Annotated in this window: 21 protein-coding genes; 8 read left to right on the top strand and 13 right to left on the bottom strand. The window is 63.1% G+C overall.

All coding sequences use genetic code 11. The annotated features are described in order from the left end of the window. Positions 1 to 99: 99 nt before the first annotated feature. Positions 100 to 1,122, bottom strand: a complete 1,023-nt coding sequence (locus H1204_RS03140; RefSeq protein ID WP_180729781.1) for an AraC family transcriptional regulator — start codon at positions 1,120 to 1,122, stop codon at positions 100 to 102. Positions 1,123 to 1,697: 575 nt separating this feature from the next. Here H1204_RS03140 and dalD point away from each other — a divergent pair. The 3 genes from dalD (at position 1,698) to H1204_RS03125 (ending at position 5,868) form a co-directional block, all read left to right on the top strand. Continuing rightward, positions 1,698 to 3,107, top strand: coding sequence for a D-arabinitol 4-dehydrogenase (dalD, locus tag H1204_RS03135; RefSeq protein WP_180729780.1), 1,410 nt, complete (start codon positions 1,698 to 1,700; stop codon positions 3,105 to 3,107). Positions 3,108 to 3,299: 192 nt separating this feature from the next. Beyond that, positions 3,300 to 4,784 carry a xylulokinase gene (gene xylB, locus H1204_RS03130; RefSeq protein ID WP_180729779.1) on the top strand — a complete coding sequence of 495 codons (1,485 nt, stop codon included), beginning with the start codon at positions 3,300 to 3,302 and terminating at the stop codon, positions 4,782 to 4,784. Between the two features lie 127 nt (positions 4,785 to 4,911). Next, complete coding sequence (locus H1204_RS03125) at positions 4,912 to 5,868, top strand: sugar-binding transcriptional regulator (protein ID WP_180729778.1); 957 nt, start codon at positions 4,912 to 4,914, stop codon at positions 5,866 to 5,868. 27 nt (positions 5,869 to 5,895) lie between these two features. On the opposite strand, the gene H1204_RS03120 is transcribed toward H1204_RS03125, so the two are convergent. The 7 genes from H1204_RS03120 to H1204_RS03090 all read right to left on the bottom strand — a co-directional run bounded on the left by H1204_RS03120 (position 5,896) and on the right by H1204_RS03090 (position 14,141). Then, positions 5,896 to 7,680 (bottom strand): tetratricopeptide repeat protein, encoded by a 1,785-nt coding sequence (locus tag H1204_RS03120; RefSeq protein ID WP_243468548.1) that lies wholly within the window; start codon positions 7,678 to 7,680, stop codon positions 5,896 to 5,898. A 244-nt stretch (positions 7,681 to 7,924) separates the two neighbouring features. Continuing rightward, a complete protein-coding gene (ugpC, locus tag H1204_RS03115) occupies positions 7,925 to 9,034 on the bottom strand; it encodes a sn-glycerol-3-phosphate ABC transporter ATP-binding protein UgpC (RefSeq protein ID WP_180729776.1) in 1,110 nt (369 codons plus the stop codon). Between the two features lie 195 nt (positions 9,035 to 9,229). After that, positions 9,230 to 9,925, bottom strand: a complete 696-nt coding sequence (locus tag H1204_RS03110; RefSeq protein ID WP_180729775.1) for an HAD-IA family hydrolase — start codon at positions 9,923 to 9,925, stop codon at positions 9,230 to 9,232. Further along, complete coding sequence (locus H1204_RS03105; protein ID WP_180729774.1) at positions 9,922 to 10,788, bottom strand: carbohydrate ABC transporter permease; 867 nt, start codon at positions 10,786 to 10,788, stop codon at positions 9,922 to 9,924. The genes H1204_RS03110 and H1204_RS03105 overlap by 4 nt, the downstream gene beginning before the upstream one ends. Next, positions 10,785 to 11,723, bottom strand: coding sequence for a sugar ABC transporter permease (locus H1204_RS03100; protein ID WP_180729773.1), 939 nt, complete (start codon positions 11,721 to 11,723; stop codon positions 10,785 to 10,787). The genes H1204_RS03105 and H1204_RS03100 overlap by 4 nt, the downstream gene beginning before the upstream one ends. 206 nt (positions 11,724 to 11,929) lie before the next feature. After that, entirely contained in the window at positions 11,930 to 13,252 is a 1,323-nt protein-coding gene (locus H1204_RS03095; RefSeq protein WP_180729772.1) for a sugar ABC transporter substrate-binding protein, read from the bottom strand. Positions 13,253 to 13,358: 106 nt separating this feature from the next. Continuing rightward, positions 13,359 to 14,141 carry an L-iditol 2-dehydrogenase gene (locus H1204_RS03090; RefSeq protein ID WP_180729771.1) on the bottom strand — a complete coding sequence of 261 codons (783 nt, stop codon included), beginning with the start codon at positions 14,139 to 14,141 and terminating at the stop codon, positions 13,359 to 13,361. Positions 14,142 to 14,420: 279 nt separating this feature from the next. On the opposite strand from H1204_RS03090, the gene H1204_RS03085 reads away from it, so the two are divergent. Genes H1204_RS03085 through H1204_RS03070 form a run of 4 tightly spaced genes read left to right on the top strand, consistent with a single transcriptional unit; the run spans position 14,421 to position 17,604 of the window. Beyond that, on the top strand, positions 14,421 to 14,921 hold the full coding sequence (locus tag H1204_RS03085; RefSeq protein ID WP_180729770.1) for a Fur family transcriptional regulator: 501 nt from the start codon (positions 14,421 to 14,423) through the stop codon (positions 14,919 to 14,921). A 55-nt stretch (positions 14,922 to 14,976) separates the two neighbouring features. Continuing rightward, entirely contained in the window at positions 14,977 to 15,897 is a 921-nt protein-coding gene (locus tag H1204_RS03080) for a metal ABC transporter solute-binding protein (RefSeq protein WP_180729769.1), read from the top strand. Beyond that, a complete protein-coding gene (locus H1204_RS03075; protein ID WP_054929812.1) occupies positions 15,894 to 16,820 on the top strand; it encodes an ABC transporter ATP-binding protein in 927 nt (308 codons plus the stop codon). Before H1204_RS03080 ends, H1204_RS03075 begins: the two co-directional genes overlap by 4 nt. After that, complete coding sequence (locus H1204_RS03070) at positions 16,813 to 17,604, top strand: metal ABC transporter permease (RefSeq protein ID WP_180729768.1); 792 nt, start codon at positions 16,813 to 16,815, stop codon at positions 17,602 to 17,604. The genes H1204_RS03075 and H1204_RS03070 overlap by 8 nt, the downstream gene beginning before the upstream one ends. 67 nt (positions 17,605 to 17,671) lie before the next feature. Here the strand turns inward: H1204_RS03070 and fghA are convergent, their stop codons facing one another. The 3 genes from fghA to H1204_RS03055 all read right to left on the bottom strand — a co-directional run bounded on the left by fghA (position 17,672) and on the right by H1204_RS03055 (position 21,265). After that, positions 17,672 to 18,517 carry an S-formylglutathione hydrolase gene (fghA, locus tag H1204_RS03065; RefSeq protein ID WP_180729767.1) on the bottom strand — a complete coding sequence of 282 codons (846 nt, stop codon included), beginning with the start codon at positions 18,515 to 18,517 and terminating at the stop codon, positions 17,672 to 17,674. 12 nt (positions 18,518 to 18,529) lie between these two features. Continuing rightward, positions 18,530 to 19,636, bottom strand: a complete 1,107-nt coding sequence (locus tag H1204_RS03060) for an S-(hydroxymethyl)glutathione dehydrogenase/class III alcohol dehydrogenase (RefSeq protein WP_028364542.1) — start codon at positions 19,634 to 19,636, stop codon at positions 18,530 to 18,532. 204 nt (positions 19,637 to 19,840) lie between these two features. Then, positions 19,841 to 21,265 (bottom strand): FGGY family carbohydrate kinase, encoded by a 1,425-nt coding sequence (locus H1204_RS03055; protein ID WP_180729766.1) that lies wholly within the window; start codon positions 21,263 to 21,265, stop codon positions 19,841 to 19,843. Positions 21,266 to 21,674: 409 nt separating this feature from the next. Here H1204_RS03055 and H1204_RS03050 point away from each other — a divergent pair, with 409 nt between their 5' ends. Beyond that, entirely contained in the window at positions 21,675 to 23,090 is a 1,416-nt protein-coding gene (locus tag H1204_RS03050) for a nucleobase:cation symporter-2 family protein (protein WP_180729765.1), read from the top strand. An 89-nt stretch (positions 23,091 to 23,179) separates the two neighbouring features. Here H1204_RS03050 and H1204_RS03045 read toward each other — a convergent pair whose 3' ends face one another. Continuing rightward, positions 23,180 to 23,704, bottom strand: a complete 525-nt coding sequence (locus H1204_RS03045; protein ID WP_007581387.1) for a hypothetical protein — start codon at positions 23,702 to 23,704, stop codon at positions 23,180 to 23,182. Continuing rightward, a complete protein-coding gene (locus H1204_RS03040) occupies positions 23,683 to 24,060 on the bottom strand; it encodes a hypothetical protein (protein WP_180729764.1) in 378 nt (125 codons plus the stop codon). Before H1204_RS03040 ends, H1204_RS03045 begins: the two co-directional genes overlap by 22 nt. Between the last annotated feature and the right edge of the window lie 171 nt (positions 24,061 to 24,231).

Raw genomic sequence — 24,231 nt, 5'->3', positions numbered from 1 at the left:
GCTTGTCTCCGTTTTTGAGGATAAGTGCGTCCCTCACGCGGTTTCAGCGCGTGATCAGACGATGCAGCGGTGAGCTACAGAAACGCTAGAGAAAGTGCCCTAGGTCGTCGCGAGCGGCGAGCCGTGAGGCGGATACGCCGCGGGCGCGGCGCGCGGTTGGCCGTGCGTATGACTGGGCGTCTGCGCGGCCGGCACGATCGAAGGCGCGTTGGCGATGCCCTTGCCGAGCGCCGCGGCCGCTTCCGAAGCGACGCGGCTCGCGTCGTTTAGTTGCTGGAAGCGGCGGAACTTCGACGGAGGGATACCTTTCGCGGTGAGAAACTGCCGGTTGAAGTTCGACAGATTATTGAAGCCGACCTTGTAGCAGATGTCGGTGACGCTCAACTCGTCGTCCATCAGCAACTGGCACGCGAGATTGATGCGCATGCGGTTCACGTACTGCACGAACGGCAGGCCCGTATGACGGCGGAAGTAGCGCGAGAATGCGCTCACGCTCTGGCCCGCGAGTTGCGCGAGGTCCGATTCGCGCAACTCCGAAGCGAGGTTCTTGCCGATATACGACAGCACGTGATTGATGCGCGTCGACGCGTAGCGGGTCGGATCGACCTGATACGCAGGACTCGCGAGCAGTTCGCGGTCACTTGCGTTCAGCAGAATTTCCATCATCGACAGAAACAGCACGATCCGGCGCAGGCCGCGTGCGTCGAGCAGTTCCATGAAGAGCGGCTGGATCAGTGCGCTGGTCTGCGGACCGAACGACACGCCGCGCCGCGAATCGGCGAGCAGCGCTTCGAGCGTGCGCCATTCGGGGAAGCTCTCCGTGCAGTGCGCGACAAAGTCCTGACCGAACTGCACGACGAGATTGCGCTGCGCGATCGTCACGCCTTCGGGCACTTCGCTGACCCAGTTGTGCGGCAGGTTTGGCCCCATCAGCACGAGATTACCCGGCGCAAAACCGCCGATGTAATCGCCGACGAACATCTTGCCCGTCGTCGCGACGATCAGATGGATTTCGAATTCAGGGTGGAAATGCCAGCGCACCGTGCGGTAAGGAAAGCCGTGATACCACGCTTTGAACGACTCATCGCGGCGCACGCTGACCAGTTCGAGATCGGGTTGCACATCGGTCTCCTGGAGCCGCGGCTCAGACGAAGGGCCGCGCATATTGCGCGCGTTCCGCGCGACGCACATGCAGATCCGCATGTCGATGTGCGTGCAACCAGGTAACCGTCGTGACGATGCCCTTCATCTGTCTTCCTCCTGTTGCTTCGTCCAGCCGCACAAGCTGAAGGCTCGCGGCATGAAGATGTTTTGTTGCTCTTGTCGTGTGTATCGAAAGTTAGACCCATGGCGCAACGGCGGCCACTAGAAATGAGACTGCCGACTGATACTTTTTTGCATTCGGGTTAGTCCTGGCCTCTGCGCTGTCAAATTTGATGCAACGCAACAGTCGCGCGATGGCTTGTCCGGCAGCATTCCGCGCATGTCGCGTGCGCGGGAGAAGCCCGTCCCACCGCGCTGCGCCACGAAAAGCCGCGTGCTGCGCCTTGACTTTCAATCGGCCGAATACGATCATTAGTTCAAATGCAGAGCAAATGCTCTCATATTCTTCTGACATCGGCTCACAACGCCGGGACACCTTCTAGACTTATCCCAAGGAACGCACGCGAAAGACCGTGCGCATTTAGGAGACACATATGAACAGCGGCCAAAGCAGCGGCGCAAGCAAGCAGGTGATCCTGCATATCGGCGCGGGCTCGTTCCATCGCGCGCATCAGGCCTGGTATCTGCACCGGCTCAACGAAGCGCGCAAGCCCAGCGATCCGCACTGGTCGCTGACCGTCGGCAACATCCGCAGCGACATGAACGCCGTCGCCGAAGCGCTCGCCGCGCAGAACGGCGTCTACACGCTCGAAACCGTCACGCCGCAAGGCGAGCGCGCATACGAGACGATCCGCTCGATCGAACGCGTGGTGCCGTGGTCGCAGAATCTCGATGCACTCGTCGAAGCGGGCGCCGATCCCGCGTGCAAGATCATCGCGTTCACCGTGACGGAAGGCGGCTATTACCTCGACGAGCACGACAAGCTCGATACGGCCAACCCCGACCTCGCCGCCGACCTGAACGGCGCGCGCACTACCATCTACGGCGCGCTCGCGGCGATTCTCGAAGCGCGCATGCAGCGCAACGCGGGCGCCGTCACGCTGCAGACCTGCGACAACCTGCGCAGCAACGGCGACCGCTTTCGCGCGGGCATGACGCAGTTCCTGGAGCGGCGCGGCGCGAGCGAATTGCGCAAGTGGTTCGATGCGAACACCGCGTGCCCGAATTCGATGGTCGATCGCATCACGCCGCGTCCCACACCCGACGTGCGCGAGCGCGTGAAGGCCGCAACAGGTTTCGACGATGCATGCCCCGTGATGGGCGAATCGTTCATCCAGTGGGTGATCGAGGATCACTTCATCGCGGGACGGCCAGCGTGGGAGCAGGTCGGCGCCGGGTTGGTCGAATCGGTGCTGCCGTACGAAGAAGCGAAAATCCGCATTCTCAATGCGACGCATAGCTGCATTGCGTGGGCAGGCACGCTCGTTGGGCTTTCGTATATCCACGAAGGGACGCTCGACGCCGGGATTCGCCAGTTCGCGCACGACTACGTGACGCAAGACGTGATTCCCTGCCTCACGCCGAGTCCGCTCGATCTCGCGAAGTATCGCGACGTCGTGCTCGAACGCTTCGGCAATCCTTATATCCAGGACACGAATCAGCGCGTCGCCGCCGATGGCTTCTCGAAGATTCCCGGCTTCATCGCGCCGACACTGTCCGAGCGCTTCGAACGCAATGTCGAGCCGAACGCGACCGCGATGCTGCCCGCGCTGTTCTTCTGCTTTCTCGACAGGTGGCAGCAGGGCAAGCTGCCGTACACGTATCAGGATGGCGTGATGGACGAAGGCGTCGCGCGCGGCTTCTTCAGCGCGGCCGATCCCGTGCAGGCGTTCTGCGCGGACAAGCTGCTGTGGGGCAGCATGGCGGGCACGGCTTCGCTCGAGAAGGTGGTGCGTTCGGCCGTCGGTCGCGTCGATGCGTGGCTTGCGAAGCGCAACGGCTAAGAGCGTTCATACCGGCTCGTTCTGTACATGACATCCCGGCCGCGCATGGCGACGAACCACGCGCGGCCGATCCCATTGAGCGCCGTATCCGACAGATGCGATACATGCAATGCGTCAGGTCTTTTGCGCATGGCATCGCACGCGGCATGCGGCTAAAGTAGCGCATCTCCTACCGACGAAGGTTTCGCGCCCATGTATCTCGGCATCGACCTCGGCACGTCCGAAGTAAAAGTTCTGCTGCTCGCGTCCGACGGACGCGTGGTCGGCACGGCAGGTTCTCCGTTCACCGTTTCGCGTCCGCATCAGCGCTGGTCGGAGCAGAACCCGTCCGACTGGTGGCAAGGCACGCGCGCCGCGCTCTTCGCGCTGCGCGACCGCTACCCGGAGCAGTTTGCGCAGATTCGCGGCATCGGGCTGTCGGGACAGATGCACGGTGCCGTGCTGCTCGACAACGAAGACCGCGTGCTGCGTCCCGCGATCCTGTGGAACGACATGCGCGCCGTCGAGGAATGCGAGGAGCTGCTCAGGCGCGCGCCGGATCTGCATCGGATCGCCGGCAATCTGGCGATGCCCGGCTTCACCGCGCCGAAGCTGCTGTGGGTTGCGCGGCACGAGCCGGAGATCTTCCGCCAGACGGCCTGTGTGCTGCTGCCGAAAGACTATTTGCGCCTGCAACTGACGGGCGACAAGGTCTCCGATCCGTCCGACGCCGCCGGCACGCTCTGGCTCGACGTCGCGCAGCGCGACTGGTCCGATACGCTGCTCGCCGCGTGCGACATGAACCGCTCGCACATGCCGCGGCTCGCTGAAGGGAGCGCGCCGTCGGGCATGCTGCGGCCCGAACTCGCGCGTGAGCTGGGCTTGCGCGAGCCCGTCGTGGTCGCGGCGGGCGGCGGCGACAATGCGACGAGCGCAATCGGCATCGGTGCGACGCAACCGGGCGACGGCTTCGTGTCGCTCGGTACGTCGGGCGTGTTGTGCGTGATCGGCAACAGCTTCCGCCCGAACCCCGAATCGGCCGTGCATGCGTTCTGTCATGCGATCCCCGACCGCTGGCATCAGATGAGCGTGGTGCTGTCGGCGGCGAGCTGCCTGCGCTGGGTCTGCAAGCTCACCTCGACCGATGAGCCGACGCTGCTCGCCGAAGTCGAAAAGCTGCCCGACGACGCGCTCGCAACCGCGCCGTTGTTTTTGCCGTATCTGTCGGGCGAACGCACGCCGCACAACGATCCGTATTCGCAGGGCGTGTTCTTCGGCATGACGCACGCGACCGACCGCGCGCTGCTCGGCTACGCCGTGCTCGAAGGCGTGACGCTCGCGTTGACGGACGGGCTCGACGCGCTGCGCGCGGCGGGCACCGAAGTGAACGCGCTGTCGCTGTTGGGCGGCGGCGCGCGCAGCAATTACTGGGCGCAACTGCTAGCTGATTCACTGAACACCACCACGCGCAAGCACGGCGGCGGCGAAACGGGCGCGGCGCTCGGCGCGGCGCGTCTCGGCTGGCTCGCGGCAGGCGGCGATCCGGCGAAAGTGCTGACCAAGCCGCCCGTCGAAATCGAATTCACGCCGAACGCGCGGCGACATGCGATGCTGCGCGAGCGGCTCGCGAGTTATCGTGCGTTGTACCGGCATGTGAAGCCGATGTTCGTGCCCGCGCCCGAAGCGGACGCGGCTTGAACGCGTAAACCACCCATGAAGACTGCGATGAATGTCCACCGCATGCAGCGCACCAGATCGCCTGACACAGGCTTCCTGGTGACACATCGACGTTGTGCGCATTAGCGCCATTCAGACCGACAACATCGTGCCCAAGTCCACTGAAAAGCTCGATCTCGCGACGCGCGCCGCCTGGCTCTACTACGTCGCCGGCAATACGCAAAACGAGATCGCGGAAAAACTGCAGGTGTCGCGGCCCGTCGCACAACGGCTCGTCGCGTTCGCCGTCGAGAAGAACCTGATTCGCGTGCGTGTCGATCATCGGCTGGCGGACTGTCTGTCGCTCGCCGATCAGCTGTCGAAGCGCTATGGCCTGTCGATGTGCGAAGTCGTCCCCGTCGACAACGACAAGCCCGAGGAGATCGACCGCAAGCTCGCCGTCGCGGGCGCGCAGGTGATGGAACGCTATCTCGGCGAAGAAAAGCCGATGGTCGTTGCCGTGAGCAGCGGCCGTACGCTGAAGGCCGTCGTCGATCAGGTCGGGCAACTGGAGCGGCCGCAGCACCGGCTGGTGTCGATGGTCGGCGCAATCGCGCAGGACGGCTCGTCGAACCGCTACGACGTCGCGCTGCACATCTCCGAGAAAACAGGCGGCAAGCACTTCCTGCTGCCCGCGCCGTTGATCGCCGACAGCGAGGCGGAACGCGCGCAGTGGTGCAATCACCGTCTGTACCGGATCGTCGAATCGCTGTCGGGCGACGCGGATGTCGCGTTCGTCGGGATCGGCAATATCGGGCTGCGTTGCCCGCTGCATGAAGACGGCTTCATCACGTCGGATGAAGTGGAAGAACTGGTGTCGCTGGGCGCGGTGGCGGAACTGCTCGGACTGCCGATCGATGCGAACGGCGCCCGCGTCGAATCGCCGACGGGGCGCCGCGTGACGAGCGTGCGACTCGATTCGCCGCCGAAGCGGCCCGTGATCGGCTTCGCGGGCGGCGAACGCAAGCGCAATGCGGTGCTTGCCGCGTTGAAGGGCGGCTGGCTGTCGGGGCTCGTGACCGACGAGTTGTGCGCGCGCGCCGCGCTGAATCACGGCGCCGGTTAGTCCGCGCCTGCGCGCGGCTCACTTGTACTAGAGCGCTTCGAGTGCGCTGTGCAGCGCTTCGACGACGGGCGACCAGTCGCCCAACACCTGTTGCCGGAAAAGCCGCGCGCCTGGATACCACGGGTTCGTCTCGCCCGACATCATCCAGCGCCAGTCCGCCTGCTTCGGCAGCATCACCCATACCGGTTTGCCGAGCGCGCCTGCCAGATGCGCGACAGACGTATCGACGGTGATGACGAGATCCAGTGACTGGATCACGGCTGCCGTCGTGTAAAAGCTGTCGAGCAACCGGCCCAGCGCGCAGATCGGCCAGCGATGCGCAACGCCATCGAGTTGCGTCTCTGGCGCGCCCTTCTGCAACGCGAACCACGCCAGGCCGTCGACCGACGCAAGCGGTTCCAGCGCCGCGAGCTGCGCCGAACGGTAGACATCGAGGTAATGACCCGGATTCCCCGCCCACACCAGGCCGATTTTCTTGCGCGACCCTGCGGCCTGTTCGAGGCGCGAGCGCAATGCGGCAACCTGCGTGTCATCTACGGACAGATACGGCACCGCGTTCGGAATCGTGTCGTCGTTCAGCCAGGCGGGCACGCTCATCATCGGGCAGTAGTAGTCGTAACCGACGCCTTCGGGCAACGCCGTCAACACGTTGTTCACGCCGCGCACACGGGCAAAGAGCGGCGCCAGTTCCTCGCTCGTACACACGTCGACGGTTGCGCCCATGTCGGACAGCACGCTCGCATAGCGAATGAACTGCAACTGATCACCCGCACCCTGTTCACGCGTCAGCAAAAAACGCTTGCCTTCGACCGGCTCACCCCGCCATTCGGGCATCTCGCACTTTGGGTAATCGCGCAGCCCGCTCGGCGTCGTCTTGCGATGCTCGTAGTACGCCCAGCCTTTGCGAAAATTTCCGCGCCGCAACTCCGACATCCCGAGCAGCTTGTACGCATTCGAAAGATCCGGCGTGAGTTCGATTGCGCGCCGTAAGTGATGATCCGCTTCGTCGTAACGCGACATGCACGTCAGCGTGAACGCGACGTTGTTGTGCAGCGTCGGCGAATCGGGCATGGCTTCCAGCGCGCGCTGGTATCTGATGAGCGCATCCTCGAACTTCAATTGGCCATCCGTCGCAAATGCGATCCCGAACAGCGCGTGCACGTTTTCTGGTTCCTTTCGCAAGGCGCGTTCGAAGCAAGCTTCCGCTTCCGCATGGCGGCGCACGGCGTTCAGGGTCAAGCCGAGGCCCAGCAGCACGCGCAGATCGTCGGGTGCGTAACGTGCGGCGTATTCATAGGCAACCACGGCATCATGCGGACGGGAAAGGACTTCGAGCATATCCGCGCTGCCGAGCGCAGCTTCGAACAGGTCGTGATCGAGAGCAAGCGCGCGCTGGAAGCTGCTCAGCGCATCTTCGGGTTGGGACAGGCGCCGCAACGCCTTGCCCAGGTTGCAATGCGCAAGCGCATCCTGCGGCGCGCATTCGACGGCTCTTCGAAAAAAATCGGCCGCGCCTTCGTTGTCATCTCGCGAAAGCGCAGCGATCCCGCGATCGTTCAGACAGTCTGCGTCGTCAGGCCGCAGCGCGAGCGACGTATCGAAGCATTCGATTGCGCGCTCGACATCCGAGCGCTGCAAGTACAGCACCCCCAGCATGTAGAACGTGTTTGCATCATCGGGCTGTGCGTCGAGGATCGCGCGATATGCGTGTTCGGCGCGATCGAGCTGGCCGGCGCCGTGCAGCGCCAGCGCGTGATCGACAGCCGGTGTCGAGACGGTTTCTTGAGGTGTGAGCGTGGAGGCGTTGTGCATGGCGTCTTGAGTCGGCCGCACGCGCATGCTTGCGCGATCTTGAGAGCAATCGCGCGGATGACGTGTTCGGGGTAATGGACGGAGAACGGACAGAACCCACCTGAAGAACCGCTCAGATGCGCGCTGTCAGACGATGTACAATTTTGATATGAGATAGGTTGCAGATAAATCGGAAAAGTCCGAGTCTGCAAATAGGAAAGGCGCCGTTGCAAAGCATGCAACGGCGCCCTCTTTGCGTGCCGGATCAGGCCGCGAGTACTTCGACGATCTTGCGATGGAACGCCTGCCCATCGCTGTCGAACAGATGGCAATGATCGGGCGTTGCGCCGACCCGGATCGTCCCGCCCTTCTCATGCCGTTCGAGCGGCGGAATGCGCGCGATCAGGCCATCCGGCGCAACGCTGCTTTCGGCGTACAGATACGCTGCATCGCCGAGCGATTCGATCGCCATGACGCTGGCCGACACGCCATTGTCAGGCAGGTCGAGATGCAGATGCTCGGGGCGAATGCCGACCGTCACCTTGTCGCCCTCTTTCGCGCGGCCCGGCTCGACCAGTACGAGTTGTGTCTCGCCTGTTTCGTATTTGACGAGCACGCCGCTCGCCGACACCGACTGCACGACACCTTCGAGGAAGTTCATCTTCGGCGAGCCGATGAAGCCCGCCACAAACCGGTTCGCCGGCGCGTGATAGAGCATGTTCGGACTGCCCACCTGCTCCAGATTCCCCGCCGACAACACGACGATCTTGTCCGCGAGTGTCATTGCTTCGACCTGATCGTGCGTCACGTAGATCATCGTGGTCTTCAGCTCATCGTGCAGGCGCGCAAATTCGAGGCGCATCTTCACGCGCAGCGCGGCGTCGAGGTTCGACAGCGGTTCGTCGAACAGGAACACCTTCGGCTTGCGCGTGATCGCGCGGCCGATCGCCACGCGCTGACGCTGGCCGCCCGACAGCTGCTTCGGCTTGCGTTCGAGCAGATGGTCGATGTGCAGGATCTTCGCGGCGTTGCGCACGGCGGCGTCGATCTCCGGCTTCTTCGTGCCCGCGAGCTTCAGGCCGAACGCCATGTTGTCGTACAGCGTCATGTGCGGATACAGCGCGTACGACTGGAACACCATCGCGATGCCGCGCTTGGCGGGCGGCACGTCGTTCATGCGCACGCCGTCGATATTCAGGTCGCCGCCCGAGATGTCTTCGAGGCCAGCGATCATCCGCATCAGCGTGGACTTGCCGCAGCCGCTTGGGCCGACGAACACGACGAACTCGCCGTCCTGGATATCGAGGTTGATATTGCGCATCACCTCGTTGTCGTCGTAAGCCTTTCTGATGTTGCGCAGAGTTACGCTTGCCATGATGTGTCTCCGTTGTCGACCCGAGTTGGCGCTTCAGCGCTTACTCGGGTCCCATGCCATGTCGATCAGAGTTAGCGCTTCAGCGCTTACTCTGATCCCTTGGCGAGTCGACCTGAGTTGACGCTTTAGCGCTTACCCTGATCCCATGCACGATAGTGCGAATCCGTACTACGTTTAATCGTTTCGCCGATGCCTTCATGCCACCGTCACGCGCTGCAGCCATCGCGCGACCAGTTCCGGCAATTGCGTCATGTCGTCGAATACGTGTTGCGCGCCCACGCGGCGCAGCGCGCCGACCTGATCTTCGCTCGCATGACCGCCGCCGATGAATCCATATACCGTCATGCCCGCTGCCGTCGCAGCCGTCACACCCGCCACGCTGTCCTCGATCACCAGGCACGCTTCCGGGTTCGTGCCGAGCCCGCGCGCGGCGGCGAGATAGACGTCGGGCGCCGGCTTCGGATGCGCGACGGAATCCGCGCAGAAAAGCCTGTCGCCGAAATGCTTCACGAGGCCCGTTCGCGCCAGCGCCGCTTCGACATACGCGCGAAAGCTGTTGCTCGCGCAGGCCTTCGTCAACGGAATGCTCGCGAGCGCAGCCTCGATGCCGTCGACCATCGGCGCCTTGACGGCAGCGCGTTCGACTGCGCTGCGAATCGCTTCGACATCGACCTCGTCGAGCGTCTTGCCGAGCGCCGACGCCGTGCCAGCCAGCACGCGTTCCGTGCGCAGGCCGAGCAACGGCATCACGACGGGCGCGACATCCGTACCAGGCCAGCGCGCTTCGAGTTCCTCGACGAGCACCGCGGCGGCGACGGCTTCGCTGTCGATCAGCACGCCGTCGCAGTCGCAGATGAGCGCAAGCTTCGCCTCTGTTCTGATCTCCGTCACTTGACCGCCCCGAAGGTAAGGCCACGCACCAGCTGTTTCTGCGAAACCCAGCCGACGATCAGGATCGGCGCCACGGCCAGCAGTGACGCCGCCGACAGCTTCGCCCAGAACAAGCCTTCAGGACTCGAATACGACGCGATGAACACCGTCAGCGGCGCGGCGTTCGAGCTGGACAGGTTGATGCTCCAGAACGCCTCGTTCCACGACAGGATGACAAGCAGCAGTGCCGTCGACGCAAGCCCGGGCAGCGACATCGGCATCAGCAGATAGACGATTTCCTGCCACGTCGCCGCGCCGTCGATGCGCCCTGCTTCGAGAATGTCGCGCGGAATTTCCGCGAAATACGTGAACGACATCCATACCGCAATGGGCAGGTTGATCAGCGTGTAGACGATCACGAGGCCGCTCACGGTGTCGAGCAGGCCGCTGTTCTTCCACAGCAGATAGATCGGCACCAGCACGCCGACGGACGGCATCATCTTCGTCGACAGCATCCACAGCAGCACTTTCTGCGTGCGCCGCGTCGGGAAGAACGCCATCGCGTAGGCGCACGGCACGGCCAGAATCAGGCACAGCAGTGTGACGCCGACCGAGATCAGAATCGAGTTCCACGCGAAGCTGAAGTAATTGCTGCGCGCGAACACTTCGCGGAAGCTTTCGAGCGTCGGCATGAAGAACAGCGATGACGCGTAAGCCTGCTGCTCCGTCTTGAATGCCGTGATCGTCATCCAGAAGATCGGGAAGAACAGCAGCAGCGCAATCAGCCACGCAAGGATGCCCGGAATGCTGCGTCGGACGATGGCCAACGGCGAGTTCGTTTTCGAAAGATTGGTCGTAACAGGTGTAGCGGCAACCTGGCTCATTTTTCGTACTCCCCTTTCAGGTTCTTCGCGAGCATGCGCACGAGGAAGAACGACACGATATTCGCGAGCACCACAGCGAGAATCCCGCCTGCGGATGCGAGGCCAACGTCGAACTGTTGCAGGCCGAGCGCGTAGATCAGGTACGACAGATTGGTCGTCGCGTTGCCCGGACCGCCGCCCGTCGTCGTGTAGATTTCAGCGAAGATCGACAGCAGGAAAATGGTTTCCATCATCACCACGACCGCGATCGCGCGTTTCAGGTGCGGCAGCGTGATGAAGAAGAACATCGCGAACGGACCGGCGCCGTCGATCTTCGCCGCTTCCTTCTGCTCCTGATCGAGCGACTGGATCGCCGTGAACAGAATGAGGAACGCGAACGGCAACCACTGCCACGCGACGATGATGATCACCGCTATCAGCGGATAGTCGGCGAACCAGTCGATCGGTGTCATACCGAGCGCGCGCATGCCTTGCGCGATGAGCCCATACACCGGGTGCAGGATCATGTTCTTCCAGATCAGCGCGGAGACAGTCGGCATCACGAAGAACGGCGCGATGGCGAGCAGCCGCGCGATGCCCTGCCCGTAGAACTTGCGGTCGAACAGCACCGAGAGCAGTACGCCGCCGACCACCGTGATCACCAGCACCGAGATGATCAGTTGCATCGTGTGCAGGATCGACGGGCCGAAGGACGGGTCACTGGCAAGAAACTTGTAGTTTTCGATACCCGCGAATCCTTTTACATCCGGATTAAGCAGGTTGTAGCGCGAGAACGAAAACCAGATCGTCATCGCGAGCGGTATCGCCATCCATAAGACGAGAATGCCTACGGACGGCATGGCGAGCCAGCGCGCGTGCGCGGCTTTGCGCTCTTCGCGCTCGTGTTCGGTTTGGGGATGGGCATGCATGAGGGGTAGACGCAAGTGTTGACGCATGATGGACCACCTCTTCGGTAGTGCGCGGTCCGCGGGGCGTGCGGCACGCTGTGCTGCCAGGGTCCGGCTGACGATGCGCTGTCAGCCGGCGCTTTCCATCTGATCCGGCTTACTGACTTCGAGGCTGCGATTCAGCTCCTGGACACGCCGTCCGCGTGGGGATCGTGCAGACGGCGCGCCATGAGGCCTTGACGCTTGTTTCTCGCTTATTTCTGATAGCCGGCCTGCTTGACGGCGCGATCCGCCGTCGCGTTGCCGGCTGCCAGCGCCTGATCGACCGTCATCTGGCCTGCCACCGCGCCCGAAACGCTCTGACCGACCACCGTGCCGAACGACTGGAACTCGGGGATGCCGACGAACTGCACGCCCGTGTACGGCACCGGCTTCAACGTCGGATGATCGGGATCGGCGGTTTCGATTGCCTTCAGCACGAAGTCGCTGAACGGCGCGGCCTGCTTGTATTCGGGGCGTGCGTAGGTCGACTGACGCGTGCCGGGCGGCACCGAGGCCCAGCCTTCATCCTTCGCGGCGAGCTCGATGTACTGCTTCGACGTCGCCCACGTGATGAACTTCTTCGCCGCGTCCGTCTGCTTCGACGACTTCGGAATCGCGAGCGCCCACGCCCACAGCCAGTGCGAGCCCTTCGGCGTGACGGCCGTCGGCGCGGCGGCAAAGCCGACCTTGTCGGCGATCTGCGATTGCTGCTTGTTGTAGAGCATGCCGGCCGCAACCGTCGCGTCGATCCACATCCCGCACTTGCCCGACGACATCAGCGTCAGGTTTTCATTGAAACCGTTCGAGCTGGCTCCCGGCGGGCCATACTTCTTCAGCAGATCGACGTAGAAGGAGATTGCCTTCTTCCATTCGGGCGTCGTCAGCTGCGCGTTCCACTTCTCGTCGAACCAGCGACCGCCAAACGTGTTCACGACGGTCGTCGCGTAGGCCATGTTCTCGCCCCAGCCCGCCTTGCCGCGCAGACAGATGCCGTAGACGCCGTTGGCCTTGTCCGTCAGCTTCTCGGCGAACTGGGCGATCTGGTCGTAAGTCGGGTTGTCGGGCATCTTCAGGCCCTTCGCCGCGAACAGATCCTTGCGGTAATACGTCATCGAGCTTTCGACGTAGAACGGCAGCGCGTACAGCGAGCCGTTGTACGAGAGGCCGTCGCGCGCCGTCTTCACGACGTCGTTCAGGTCGTAATCGGCGGGCAGGTTCGTGAGCGGCGTGAGCCAGCCGCGCTTGCCCCACTGCGGCGTTTCATAGGCGCCGATCGTCATCACGTCGAACTGGCCGCTGCCCGTCGTGATGTCCGTCGTGGCGCGCTGACGCAGCACGTTTTCTTCGAGAATCACCCAGTTGAGCTTGATGTCGGGATTCGCTTTCTCGAATGCCGGCGACAGCTTCTTCAACTCGATCATGTCGGGGTTGTTCAACGTGGCGATCGTGACGGTCGCCGCATGCGCGCTGAATGCGGCGAATGCGAGCGCCGCGGCGCCGAATACGTTGAGCGCAGGTTTGCAGGTGGGCTTCATCGTTTGTCTCCTTTATTCGTACTTGCGTTTTGGTACTTGATCGGTACGTGAGCGGCGCTTGCGGTTGTGTGGCGCCGTCGTGCGGATGCCGGTGAATGAATGACGGTCAGCTCATCCAGTTGCCGCCGTCGACGTTCAGGGTTTGCGCGGTGATGTAATCCGCATCCGAAGACGCGAGGAACAGCGCCGCCCCCGTCAGATCCGCCGGCAACCCCATCCTGCCGAGCGGCACCGCTTCACCGACGAGACGCTTCTTCTCGCCCAGCGGCCGGTTCTCGTAACGCGCGAAAAGCGCATCGACCTGTTCCCACATCGGCGTATCGACGACGCCCGGTGCGATGCCGTTCACGTTGATCTGGTGCGGCGCGAGCGCCAGCGCGGCCGACTGCGTGTAGCTCAGCACGGCTGCCTTGGTCGCGCAGTAGTGCGACACGAGCGCCTCGCCGCGACGGCCCGCCTGCGACGACATGTTGATGATCTTGCCGCCGTGGCCCTGGTCGACCATGCGCTGTGCGACGGACTGCATCAGAAAGAACATGCCCTTCACGTTGACCGCGAAGAGCTTGTCGAAGATGTCCCAGGATTCGTCGAGGATCGGGCGCATGTCGAACAGCGCCGCGTTGTTGAAGAGAATGTCGATCTGGCCGAAGCGCTGCACCGTCTGCTCGACGATGCGCGCGATGTCTTCGCGCTTCGTGACGTCCGCGCTGAGCGTCAGCACCCGGTCGCCGTCCGTTTCGCGCAGTGCGTGCGCGAATTCGTTGGCCGGCTTCACGTCCACCAGCACGCAGCGCGCACCCTCGTCGAGATACCGGCGCGCCACCGCTTCGCCGATACCGCTCGCGGCGCCCGTGAGAATCGCCACTTTGCCTTGCAGTCGGGCTGTCACAACCTGTCTCCGGTTCGTTTGATTCTTCGATTCAGCCTGAGCTAACGCCCGGTAATCGAGCAATTGCTCTCGTTGTGATCGAATGATCGGATACGCGTCCGGTCATGTCAAGGCGCGCCGCGCAATTTCGATGGTGCAGCGCGGCAGCACCGGAATGCGTGCTAACGGTTGTTCCTTCCTAAGAATCGGCGATGACTTTGCAACGGGCAATGACATTTTTTCGAGATACGTTATATCATTGCGCCTTCGTTCAATCTGACGCTGTCCGGAGTTCGCGCCATGGCCCGCTCATCCGATGCTCATGTTCATCCTGTTGCCGGTTCCGCGGATCAAGCCGCCCGTCTCGCACACAAGCTCGCGCGCGCCGATGCGCTCGCCGCCGATCGCGGTCTTGCGCTGACGACGCTGCGTCGGCAGGTCTACGCGCTGATCGCGCAGAGCGAGCGTCCCATCGGCGCGTACGACCTGCTGGCCGCGCTGGAACCGCAGCGCGGCCGGGTGCCGCCCACTACCGTCTATCGCGCGCTCGATTTCCTCGTCGAGCATGGCTTCGTGCATCGGATCGAATCGAAGAATGCGTTTTTCGCGTGCTGCCAGATGGGTGAGCCGCATCAGAGCCAGTTCCTGATGTGCGATTCATGCGGCGAAACCGTCGAGATTCCCGGCGACGGGCTGGCCACGCAACTGTCGGGCAGCGCGCCCGCGCACGGATTCGAAGTGCATCACCAGGTCGTCGAACTGAGCGGGCTGTGCGCCGCGTGCAAGCACGGCCATCCCTGACCAAGACAAACCGTTCCATTCAACCCAGACGCCTCTCAGGCAACAGGTCATCCCGATGAAGAAGAACAATTCGATGTGGAAGTTTTTGACGCGCGCCGTCGCTTCGACGGTTTTCGCCTTTGCATTCGGTCCGGCCGCGCATGCGCAGGACGCGAAGGTTCCCGTGGTCGCGGCGGAGAATTTCTACGGCGATGTCGTGCAGCAACTGGGCGGCGACCGCGTCGACGTGACGAGCATTCTCAGCAATCCGGATCAGGACCCGCATCTGTTCGAAGCCAGCCCGAAGACGGCGCGCGCGCTGCAGCACGCCAGCCTTGTCGTCTACAACGGCGCCGACTACGATCCGTGGATGGCGAAGCTGCTGAACGTGTCGAAGAACGACAAACGCAAGACGATCGTCGCGGCGGAACTGGTCGGCAAGAAAAGCGGCGACAATCCGCACCTGTGGTACGACCCGTCGACGATGCCCGCTGTCGCACGCGCGGTGAGCGCGGCGCTCGCGTCGGCTGATCCGGCGCACAAGGCGGCGTATGATGCGAACCTCGCGAAGTTTCTCGACTCGCTCAAGCCGATCACCGACAAGGTCGCGGCGCTGCGCAGCCAATATGCGCACGTGAGCGTGACAGCGACGGAGCCGGTGTTCGGCTACATGTCGGATGCGATCGGCCTGGACATGCGCAACCAGCGCTTCCAGCTGGCCGCGATGAACGACACGGAAGCGAGCGCGTCGGATATCGCCGCGTTCGAACGCGATCTTCGCGAGCGACGCGTTCGCGCGCTGATCTATAACAGCCAGGCAACCGAGGCGCTCACAAAACGCATGCTGAAACTCGCGCAGCAATCGCATGTGCCGACGGTGAGCGTGACGGAGACGCAGCCGGCCGGCAAGAACTACCAGCAATGGATGCTGGCGCAACTCGATGCGCTCGGCAACGCGCTCGCCGCAGGCAGCGCGAACAAGGGAACGACTCAATGAACATGTCGTCGGGCAACGCGCCCGTGCTCGAACTGGACCGCGTGACGCTCGAACTCGGCGACCGGACGATCCTGCGCGACACCAGCTTCACGATCCGTCAGGGTGAATTCATCGGCGTGCTCGGGCCGAACGGCGCGGGCAAGACGACGCTGATGCGCTCGGTGCTCGGCCTCGTCCCGGCGGCGAGCGGCACCGTGCGCGTGCTCGGCGAGCCCGTCGTGCGCGGCAACCCGTCGATCGGCTACATGCCGCAGACGCGCAGCGCGCTTGCCGGCCGTCGCGTGCGTGGCCGCGATTTTGTCGCGATGGCCGCGGACGGTCATCGCTGGGGTTTGCCGCATGCGGATGCGAAGGCGCGCGCCGATGTCGAGCGCGTGCTGGAACTGGTCGGCGGCACGGCGCTGGCTGCGCGTCCGTTGTCGGAGCTGTCGGGCGGCGAGCGGCAGCGTCTGCTGCTCGCGCAATGTCTGCTCGGCAATCCGCGTCTGCTGCTGCTCGACGAGCCGCTCATCAGTCTCGATCCGCATCATCAGAAGACCGTCGTCGAACTGGTGAAGCGCGTGCAGCAGGAACTCGGCATCGCCGTGCTGTTCTCGGCGCACGAACTCAATCCGCTGCTGCATGCGCTCGATCGCGTGCTGTATCTCGGCAATGGCGTCGCCGCGCTCGGCACCGTCGATGAAGTGATTACGAAGCCGGTGCTCTCGCGCCTGTACGGCTCGACCATCGACGTGATGCGCGTGAATGGCCGGATCTTCGTGATGTCGGGCGACTTCGACGTCGAGAAGCACGATCACGAGCACGAAGACGACGACCATCAGCATGGCGAGCCGCATGGCCACGGGCATTCGCATGGTCACGCGCATGGGCAAAAGCATGCTCATCATCACGCCTCAAGCGACGGACACACGCACGATGTTTGAATACGATTTCATGGTGAACGCCTTCGCGGCGTCGGGGATTGTCGCGGTGCTGTCGGGCATCGTCGGCTACTTCCTCGTGATGCGCGGGCAGACTTTCGCGGGGCACGCGCTGTCGCACGTCGGCTTCACGGGCGCGACGGGCGCTGTGCTGATCGGCGTCTCGCCGATCTGGGGGATGATCGGCTTCACCCTCGCGGCGGGCGTCGGCATGGGCGCGCTGGGCGAAAAGCTCGCGGGCCGCGATGTCGCGATCGGCGTAGTGCTGTCGCTGGCGCTTGGCTTTGGCTTGCTGTTTCTGCACTTCTTCACCGCGTACGCGACGCAAGTCACGGCGCTGCTGTTCGGCAACGTGCTCGGCGTCAGTTCGTCGACGCTGGTGGTGCTGGCTGCGCTCGGCGTCGTCAGTCTGGTTGCGCTGGCTGCGATCATGCGGCCTTTGCTGTTTGCTTCGTTGCAGCCGGAACTGGCCGAAGCGAAAGGTGTGTCGCTGCGTCTCGTATCGGTGCTGTTTCTCGCGATCGCGGCGCTTGCAGTGGCAGCGTGCACGCAGATCGTCGGTGTGCTGCTCGTGTTCACGCTGATGGTCGGACCGGCGGCCGCGGCGCAAAACCTGTCGACGCGACTTTCCGTCGGGCTCGTACTCGCGGCACTGCTAGCACTCGCGCAGGCGTGGATCGGCGTGACGCTCGCTTTCTACACCGACTGGCCGACGAGTTTCTGGATCACGCTTCTTGCGGCGCTGGTCTACGGCGTGAGTTTGCTGGCGCAGCACATGCGCCGGTGATGCCGATAAAAAAACGGGGTGGCTCGCGAGCCACCCCGTTTTGCTATGGCGTCAACGACCCCGAAGATCAGCCGAGCAACACCTTCGCGTGATGCGCGAGATGATCCTCGATGAACGTCGAGATGAAGAAATAGCCGTGGTCGTAGCCGTCATGCCGGCGCAGCGTGAGTGGCTGTCCGGCGGCCTTGCATGCGGCTTCGAATACGTCAGGGTTCAGTTGCTGGGTCAGAAACTGGTCCGCCATACCCTGATCGACCAATATCCCTTCCGCAAACTTGCGCGTCGCCTTTCCCACGAGTTCGCTTGCGTCGTATTGTTTCCACGCTTCGCGATCCGCGCCCAGATAGCCGCTGAACGCCTTCTCGCCCCACGGACAGCGCATCGGCGCAGCAATCGGCGCGAACGCCGATACCGACCGATAGATGTCCGGATTACGCAGCGCGAGCATCAACGCGCCGTGGCCGCCCATCGAGTGGCCGAAGATGCCGAGCCGCCCGCCATCGACAGGCAACTCGTTGATGACCGTCTCGCGCAGTTCGTCCCGCACGTACGAGTACATCCGGTAGTGCTTCGACCAGGGCGCCTGCGTCGCGTCAACATAGAAGCCCGCGCCGACGCCGAAGTCCCACGCATCCGTCTCGCCCGGCGCGCCCGCGCCGCGCGGACTGGTATCCGGCGAGATCAGCGCGATGCCGTGTTGCGCGGCGAAGCGCTGCGCGCCCGCCTTGATCGGAAACGTCTCTTCGGTGCTCGTCAATCCGGCCAGATAGAACAGCGCCGGCACCTTCTTCTGCGACGCCGCTTCAGGCATGAAGACCGAAAAGCGCATCGGCAAACCGATCGCCTTCGACTCATGCCTGTAGATACGCTGCGTGCCGCCGAACGACGCATGCGATTCGATCAGTTCGAGCATCGCGCGACTCCTTTAGTAGATGACGACCGAGCGGATCGACTCGCCCTTCTTCATCAGATCGAAGCCTTCGTTGATCTGGTCGAGCTTCAGGTGGTGCGTGATCAGATCGTCGATGTTGATCTTGCCTTCCATGTACCAGTCGACGATCTTCGGCACATCGGTGCGGCCGCGCGCGCCGCCGAACGCCGAGCCCTTCCATTGACGCCCCGTGACCAGCTGGAACGGCCGCGTGCTGATTTCCTCGCCCGCCGCCGCCACGCCGATGATGAACGACTGGCCCCAGCCCTTGTGCGTACATTCGAGCGCCTGGCGCATCAGCGTCGTATTACCGACGCATTCGAACGAATAGTCCGCGCCGCCATCCGTCAGCTGCACGATGTGATCGACGACGTTCTCGACTTCCTTCGGGTTGATGAAGTGCGTCATGCCGAACTTCTTCGCGAGTTCGACGCGGCCCGGATTGATATCGACACCGATGATCTTGTCAGCACCGACCATTTTGGCGCCCTGGATCACATTCAGCCCGATGCCGCCCAGACCGAACACGACGACATTCGCGCCCGCCTCGACCTTGGCCGAATAGACGACAGCGCCGACACCCGTCGTCACACCGCAGCCGATGTAGCAGACCTTGTCGAACGGTGCGTCTTCGCGAATCTTCGCCACCGCGATCTCCGGCACGACGATGTAGTTCGAGAACGTGGACGTGCCCATGTAGTGGAACAAAGGCTTGCCGTCGAGCGAGAAGCGCGACGTCGCATCGGGCATCAGGCCCTTGCCTTGCGTCGAGCGGATCGCCTGACACAGGTTCGTCTTGCGCGACAGACAGAACTTGCATTGGCGGCACTCGGGCGTGTAAAGGGGAATCACGTGATCGCCCTTCTTCAGCGTGCCGACGCCCGGACCGGTATCGACGACGACACCCGCGCCTTCATGGCCGAGGATCGCCGGGAAGATGCCTTCCGGATCGGCGCCTGACAGCGTGTAGTAGTCGGTGTGGCAGATGCCCGTCGCCTTCACTTCGATCAGCACTTCACCCGCGCGCGGACCTTCGAGGTCGACTTCTTCGATCGTCAACGGTGCGCCTGCCTTCCATGCGATTGCTGCTTTCGTCTTCATCGTGAATGCTCCTGTGGTTCCTTGAACTCGTTACCTAAAGCTAACCTCTGAATCTGTCCCGCTGCTGCCGTCAACCGTTGCGGCCCGGATTGTCACTGAGGTTCGCGCGCCGCGCTGTGGACATGATCGCGCAAATGCAAGGCGCGTGAATGGCACGCCGCGCCGCGCGATTGTCCTCATGCGACGGCGCATAGCGAGCGCACGTCATGCGGACGGCGACGCGAACCAAGGTTCGACGCGGCCATACAGATCGATAAAGCGCGCATAACGCGCAGCGAGTTCGGTCTCGTCGCGCGGCCCGGCGACACGCGTCGCGGCAGGCGCGAGCGCTGCGAGATCGCCTGCGTTCCAGTGACCCACCGCGATGCCACCGAGCATCGCTGCGCCACGCGCCGCCGCGTTCGGACAATCGACAGCGTGCAGTTCGACTTGCAACGCATTGGCGAGCAACTGCCGCCAGCGCGTATCGACGGAACCGCCGCCCGCGAGACGCAGCGCGGGCACGCGCGCGCCACTTTGCCGGATCGCGTCGAGCCCCGCGCGCAGCGAAAACGCGACGCCTTCGAATGCCGCGCGCATCATCGCGCCGCGCGATGTGCCGAGCGCAAGGCCTAGCCATCCGCCGCGCGCGGCCGGATTGAGCCACGGCGTGCGCTCGCCCGTCAGATACGGCAAGAACGTGAGGCCCGGCGCCGCCTCGAACTCGAACGCATCGCGATACGCGTCATGCCATTCATACGACAGCCAGCCACGCACGGCTTCGAGCGCGACGCCGACGTTTTGCATCGCGGCCATCCGATACCAGTGATCAGTCGCGGCCCGATAGCGATGCAGACCTGGCGCAGCGTCGGGTTCGTCGGTGGCGAGCACCAGAATCTGGCCGCCCGTGCCCGTGGTGAGCAGCGCGTCGCCGTCGTTTGCAAGGCCGCTGCCGAGCGCCGCGCACGGCGTATCACCGGCACCCGTGGCAAGCACGATGCCGGCGCGCAAGCCAAGCGCATTGGCCGCTTCGGCGGACAGCGTGCCGCATGCGGCATACGACGCAGTGAGCGGCGCGAACCAGTCGCGCGGCAGCACGAGCCGTTTGAGCAAGGCGTCGTCCCACGCGCCGGATGGATCGGCGAGCGCCGTCGCGCAGGCATCGGAGGGATCGGTTGCGATCGTGCCGCCCAGCCTGAAGCGCAGCCAGTCTTTTGGTTGCAAAGCCCAGCGCGCTGCGTGAATCGATTGCGGCTCGTGCTGTGCGACCCATCGCAACAGCGGACCGGCCATACCGGGCGCGACGGGGTTGGGCTGCGGCGCGGACCATGCATCGAGCAGGGGCAATGCGCGCGTGTCGGGCCAAAGCATCGCAGGACGCACGGCCTTGCCTTGCGCGTCGCTCAGCACGACGCCATGCATCTGGCCGGAAAAGCCGACCGCGCGCACAGCACTGCGTTGTGCATCGGGGAAACGCGATGCCGCTTCGCAGAGTGCGCGCCACCAGACCTGTGGATCGATTTCCGCCCAGCCGGGGCGCGGCGTATCGATTGCATACGCGACGCTCGTCGCGCATTGCTCGCGGCCTTCGTCGTCGATGATCGCGAGTTTCAGCGAACCTGTGCCGAGATCGATACCAAGAAAGGACATGAATGCGATGCGTTGATCAGGTGGTTGCCGTGGAAGTTATTGCACGCGGACGCCTGCTTCGCGCGGACCGGGCGGCGGACGATCATTTTCACACGTCACCGCCCATCGTTGCGGGTTAACCCACCCCAAAAGAAGTGCGCCCCGAAAACGCATTATGTGCGAACCGCAATACACATCATATGGGCACGCGTACGTCGCGGCGGCGCGCCGGATTGATGAAATTCCCGCAAGCCACCACGGCACAAGGACTTCCGGCGAATTTCTCCAATCTCGCATCAAGTATCCGTTCCAAATCTGGTCCAGGCATATCGCCCCGGCAAAGGTTGAAATAGGAAGCAGTAGTCTTGTCGCGCTTTTTCGTCCCGCATACCTTGGAGTCATCCCAAAACCAGATGTGGAGAGAGACAAGATGCACTCGAACACGGTTCATCCGTGCGACGAGCGACTGCCCTTCGGCCAGTTGCTGACGCTCGGCATTCAGCACGTACTGGTGATGTACGCAGGGGCCGTTGCCGTGCCGCTGATCATCGGCAGCGCGCTCAAGCTGCCGAAAGAGCAAATCGCCTTTCTCATCAGCGCCGACCTCTTTTCCTGCGGTATCGCCACACTGATCCAGACGCTTGGCCTGTGGATCTTCGGCATCCGCTTGCCTGTCATCATGGGTTGCACGTTCGCCGCCGTCGGCCCAATGATCGCGATCGGCACGAATCCCAGCCTCGGCATACTCGATATCTTCGGATCGACGATCGCGGCGGGTGTGATCGGCATCATCGCCGCGCCGATGATCGGCAAGATGCTGCGCTTCTTCCCGCCCGTCGTGGTGGGCGTGGTGATCTCGGTGATCGGGCTTTCGCTGATGGAAGTCGGCATCAACTGGGCGGCGGGCGGCGTCGGCAACCCGGACTACGGCAATCCCGTCTATCTCGGGCTGTCGTTCGTCGTGCTCATGCTGATTCTGCTCATCAACAAGTTCGGCAAGGGCTTCGTCTCGAACATCTCGGTGCTGCTCGGTATCGTGGCAGGCTTCGTGATTGCCGCGCTGCTGGGCCGTGTGAACATGGAAGGCGTGACGAGTGCGCCGTGGGTCGGCTTCGTGATGCCGTTTCACTTCGGCTTGCCGCACTTCGATCCGCTTTCGATCGCGACGATGGTCACCGTGATGTTCGTCACGTTCATTGAGTCGACAGGGATGTTCCTCGCGGTCGGCGACATGGTGGACCGGCCCGTCAATCAGAAGACGCTCGTGCGCGGCTTGCGCGTGGACGGTCTCGGCACGCTGATTGGCGGCCTCTTCAACTCGTTCCCGCACACGTCTTTCTCGCAGAACGTCGGACTGATCGGCGTGACGGGCGTCAAGAGCCGCTTTGTCTGCGCGATGGGCGGCGTGATTCTCGTGCTGCTCGGCCTGTTCCCGAAGATGGCGCAAGTGGTCGCTTCGGTGCCGTCGTTCGTGCTGGGCGGCGCAGGCATCGTGATGTTCGGGATGGTGGCGGCGAACGGGATCAAGGTGCTCTCGAAAGTCGACTTCGTGAAGAACCATCACAACCTGTTTATCGTGGCGGTCAGCATCGGTCTTGGTCTCGTGCCCGTCGTCTCGCCGCACTTCTTCTCGAAGCTGCCGCCCGCGCTGTCACCGCTTTTGCATAGCGGCATTCTGCTGGCGTCGGTTTCGGCTGTGGTGCTGAACCTGATCTTCAATGGTGTGAAGGGCGAACGCGCCGCGACTCGCGATATTCGTCGCGCCGGCCACGACTTCGACGGACGCGGCGGCAAAGACGACGCCGTTGCCGGCGACGACATGCTGCGTGCCGCCGACATGCACTAACCGATAGCCATAGCCATCTCTACCGCGTGCGCATGACCCCGAGTCGTGCGCACGCCGTCAGCCCCACCGCACTCACACTCACTCGAACATTACGCGACCAGATTGTTGAAGTGTCGCGTTACCTTCGGCTCCAGGTTGCGAGCCTCCTTCATCAGATTGAGCTGTTTCGCCGACCTCGCGACTTCGAAAACTTCCGGCGCGATATCGTAATCGCCGCGATCGTGCATCCATTCGAGCACGTCCGACAGATGCCATAGCGACGTGCTTCCCTCGTGGACAGGCGCGGGGAATTCCGTGGCATGCGATTGCATCAGCTTGCGCATGTTCTGGCGGGACACGCCCGCCACTTCCGCGACATCCGTCAGCCCGACGAAGTCCGGCGCGGCTTCGACCAGCTGCGCCGTGGGCACCGCGCGAAGTACGTCCTTCAGCGCGCTCACGAGTGCATGTGTCGCGCTCTTCGCCTCGCGTGCAAACGCGAGCGCAAGCCGCCCCGCTTGACCGACACCCACGGTGGCATCGTCGCAACCCTCGGCCGCTAGACGCTCGACGATCTCGTCGAAATCGCAGTCTTCCGCGCTCAGACGGTACTTCAGCGTGAAGGTGTATTCCATGTTTGCTCCTTTTCCTTCTCTGGTTGCTGCTCCTGTTGCTGCCCGTGCTGATCCTGCTCGCGAGTACGCCGTTTTGAATCGGCGATCACACGCAAAGAGATGACCTTCTGACGATGCGGCGCACAGTTCTCGACAATGCGACGCAACGTTCTTGCATGACCGGTTGCGTTGCGCGGCGTGCACCAGATACTGGCGATACAGAACTCGCCGCATCTGCAATCGGTGTCGTTGTACGGGCAATACATGCGCCCCCACGCGTGCCCGGTGCCCGTACCAGGCACGACGCGCCAGCCGTTTGCTTCCGCATGGCCGAGCGCCGACTCGATTTCCTTCTTCGAATGACTTCGACGATTCATCAGTAACTCCAGTGTAGAGCGCTCTCATTTAGTTGTCAATTGACAACCACGATGCGGATCATCAATCCTGGTTGATCCCTGCGCGATGCTAACGGCTAACTACGCTCAGAAACGATCTGGAGAACTGAACTGTCCATCCGGATAAGGTTTGTAGGAGAGCGGCTCAAAAAA

This window comes from Paraburkholderia sp. PGU19, from assembly GCF_013426915.1.
GTDB lineage: Bacteria > Pseudomonadota > Gammaproteobacteria > Burkholderiales > Burkholderiaceae > Paraburkholderia.
Note: the sequence above shows the minus strand (reverse complement) of the source record. Positions and strands in the feature narration are given on the sequence as shown.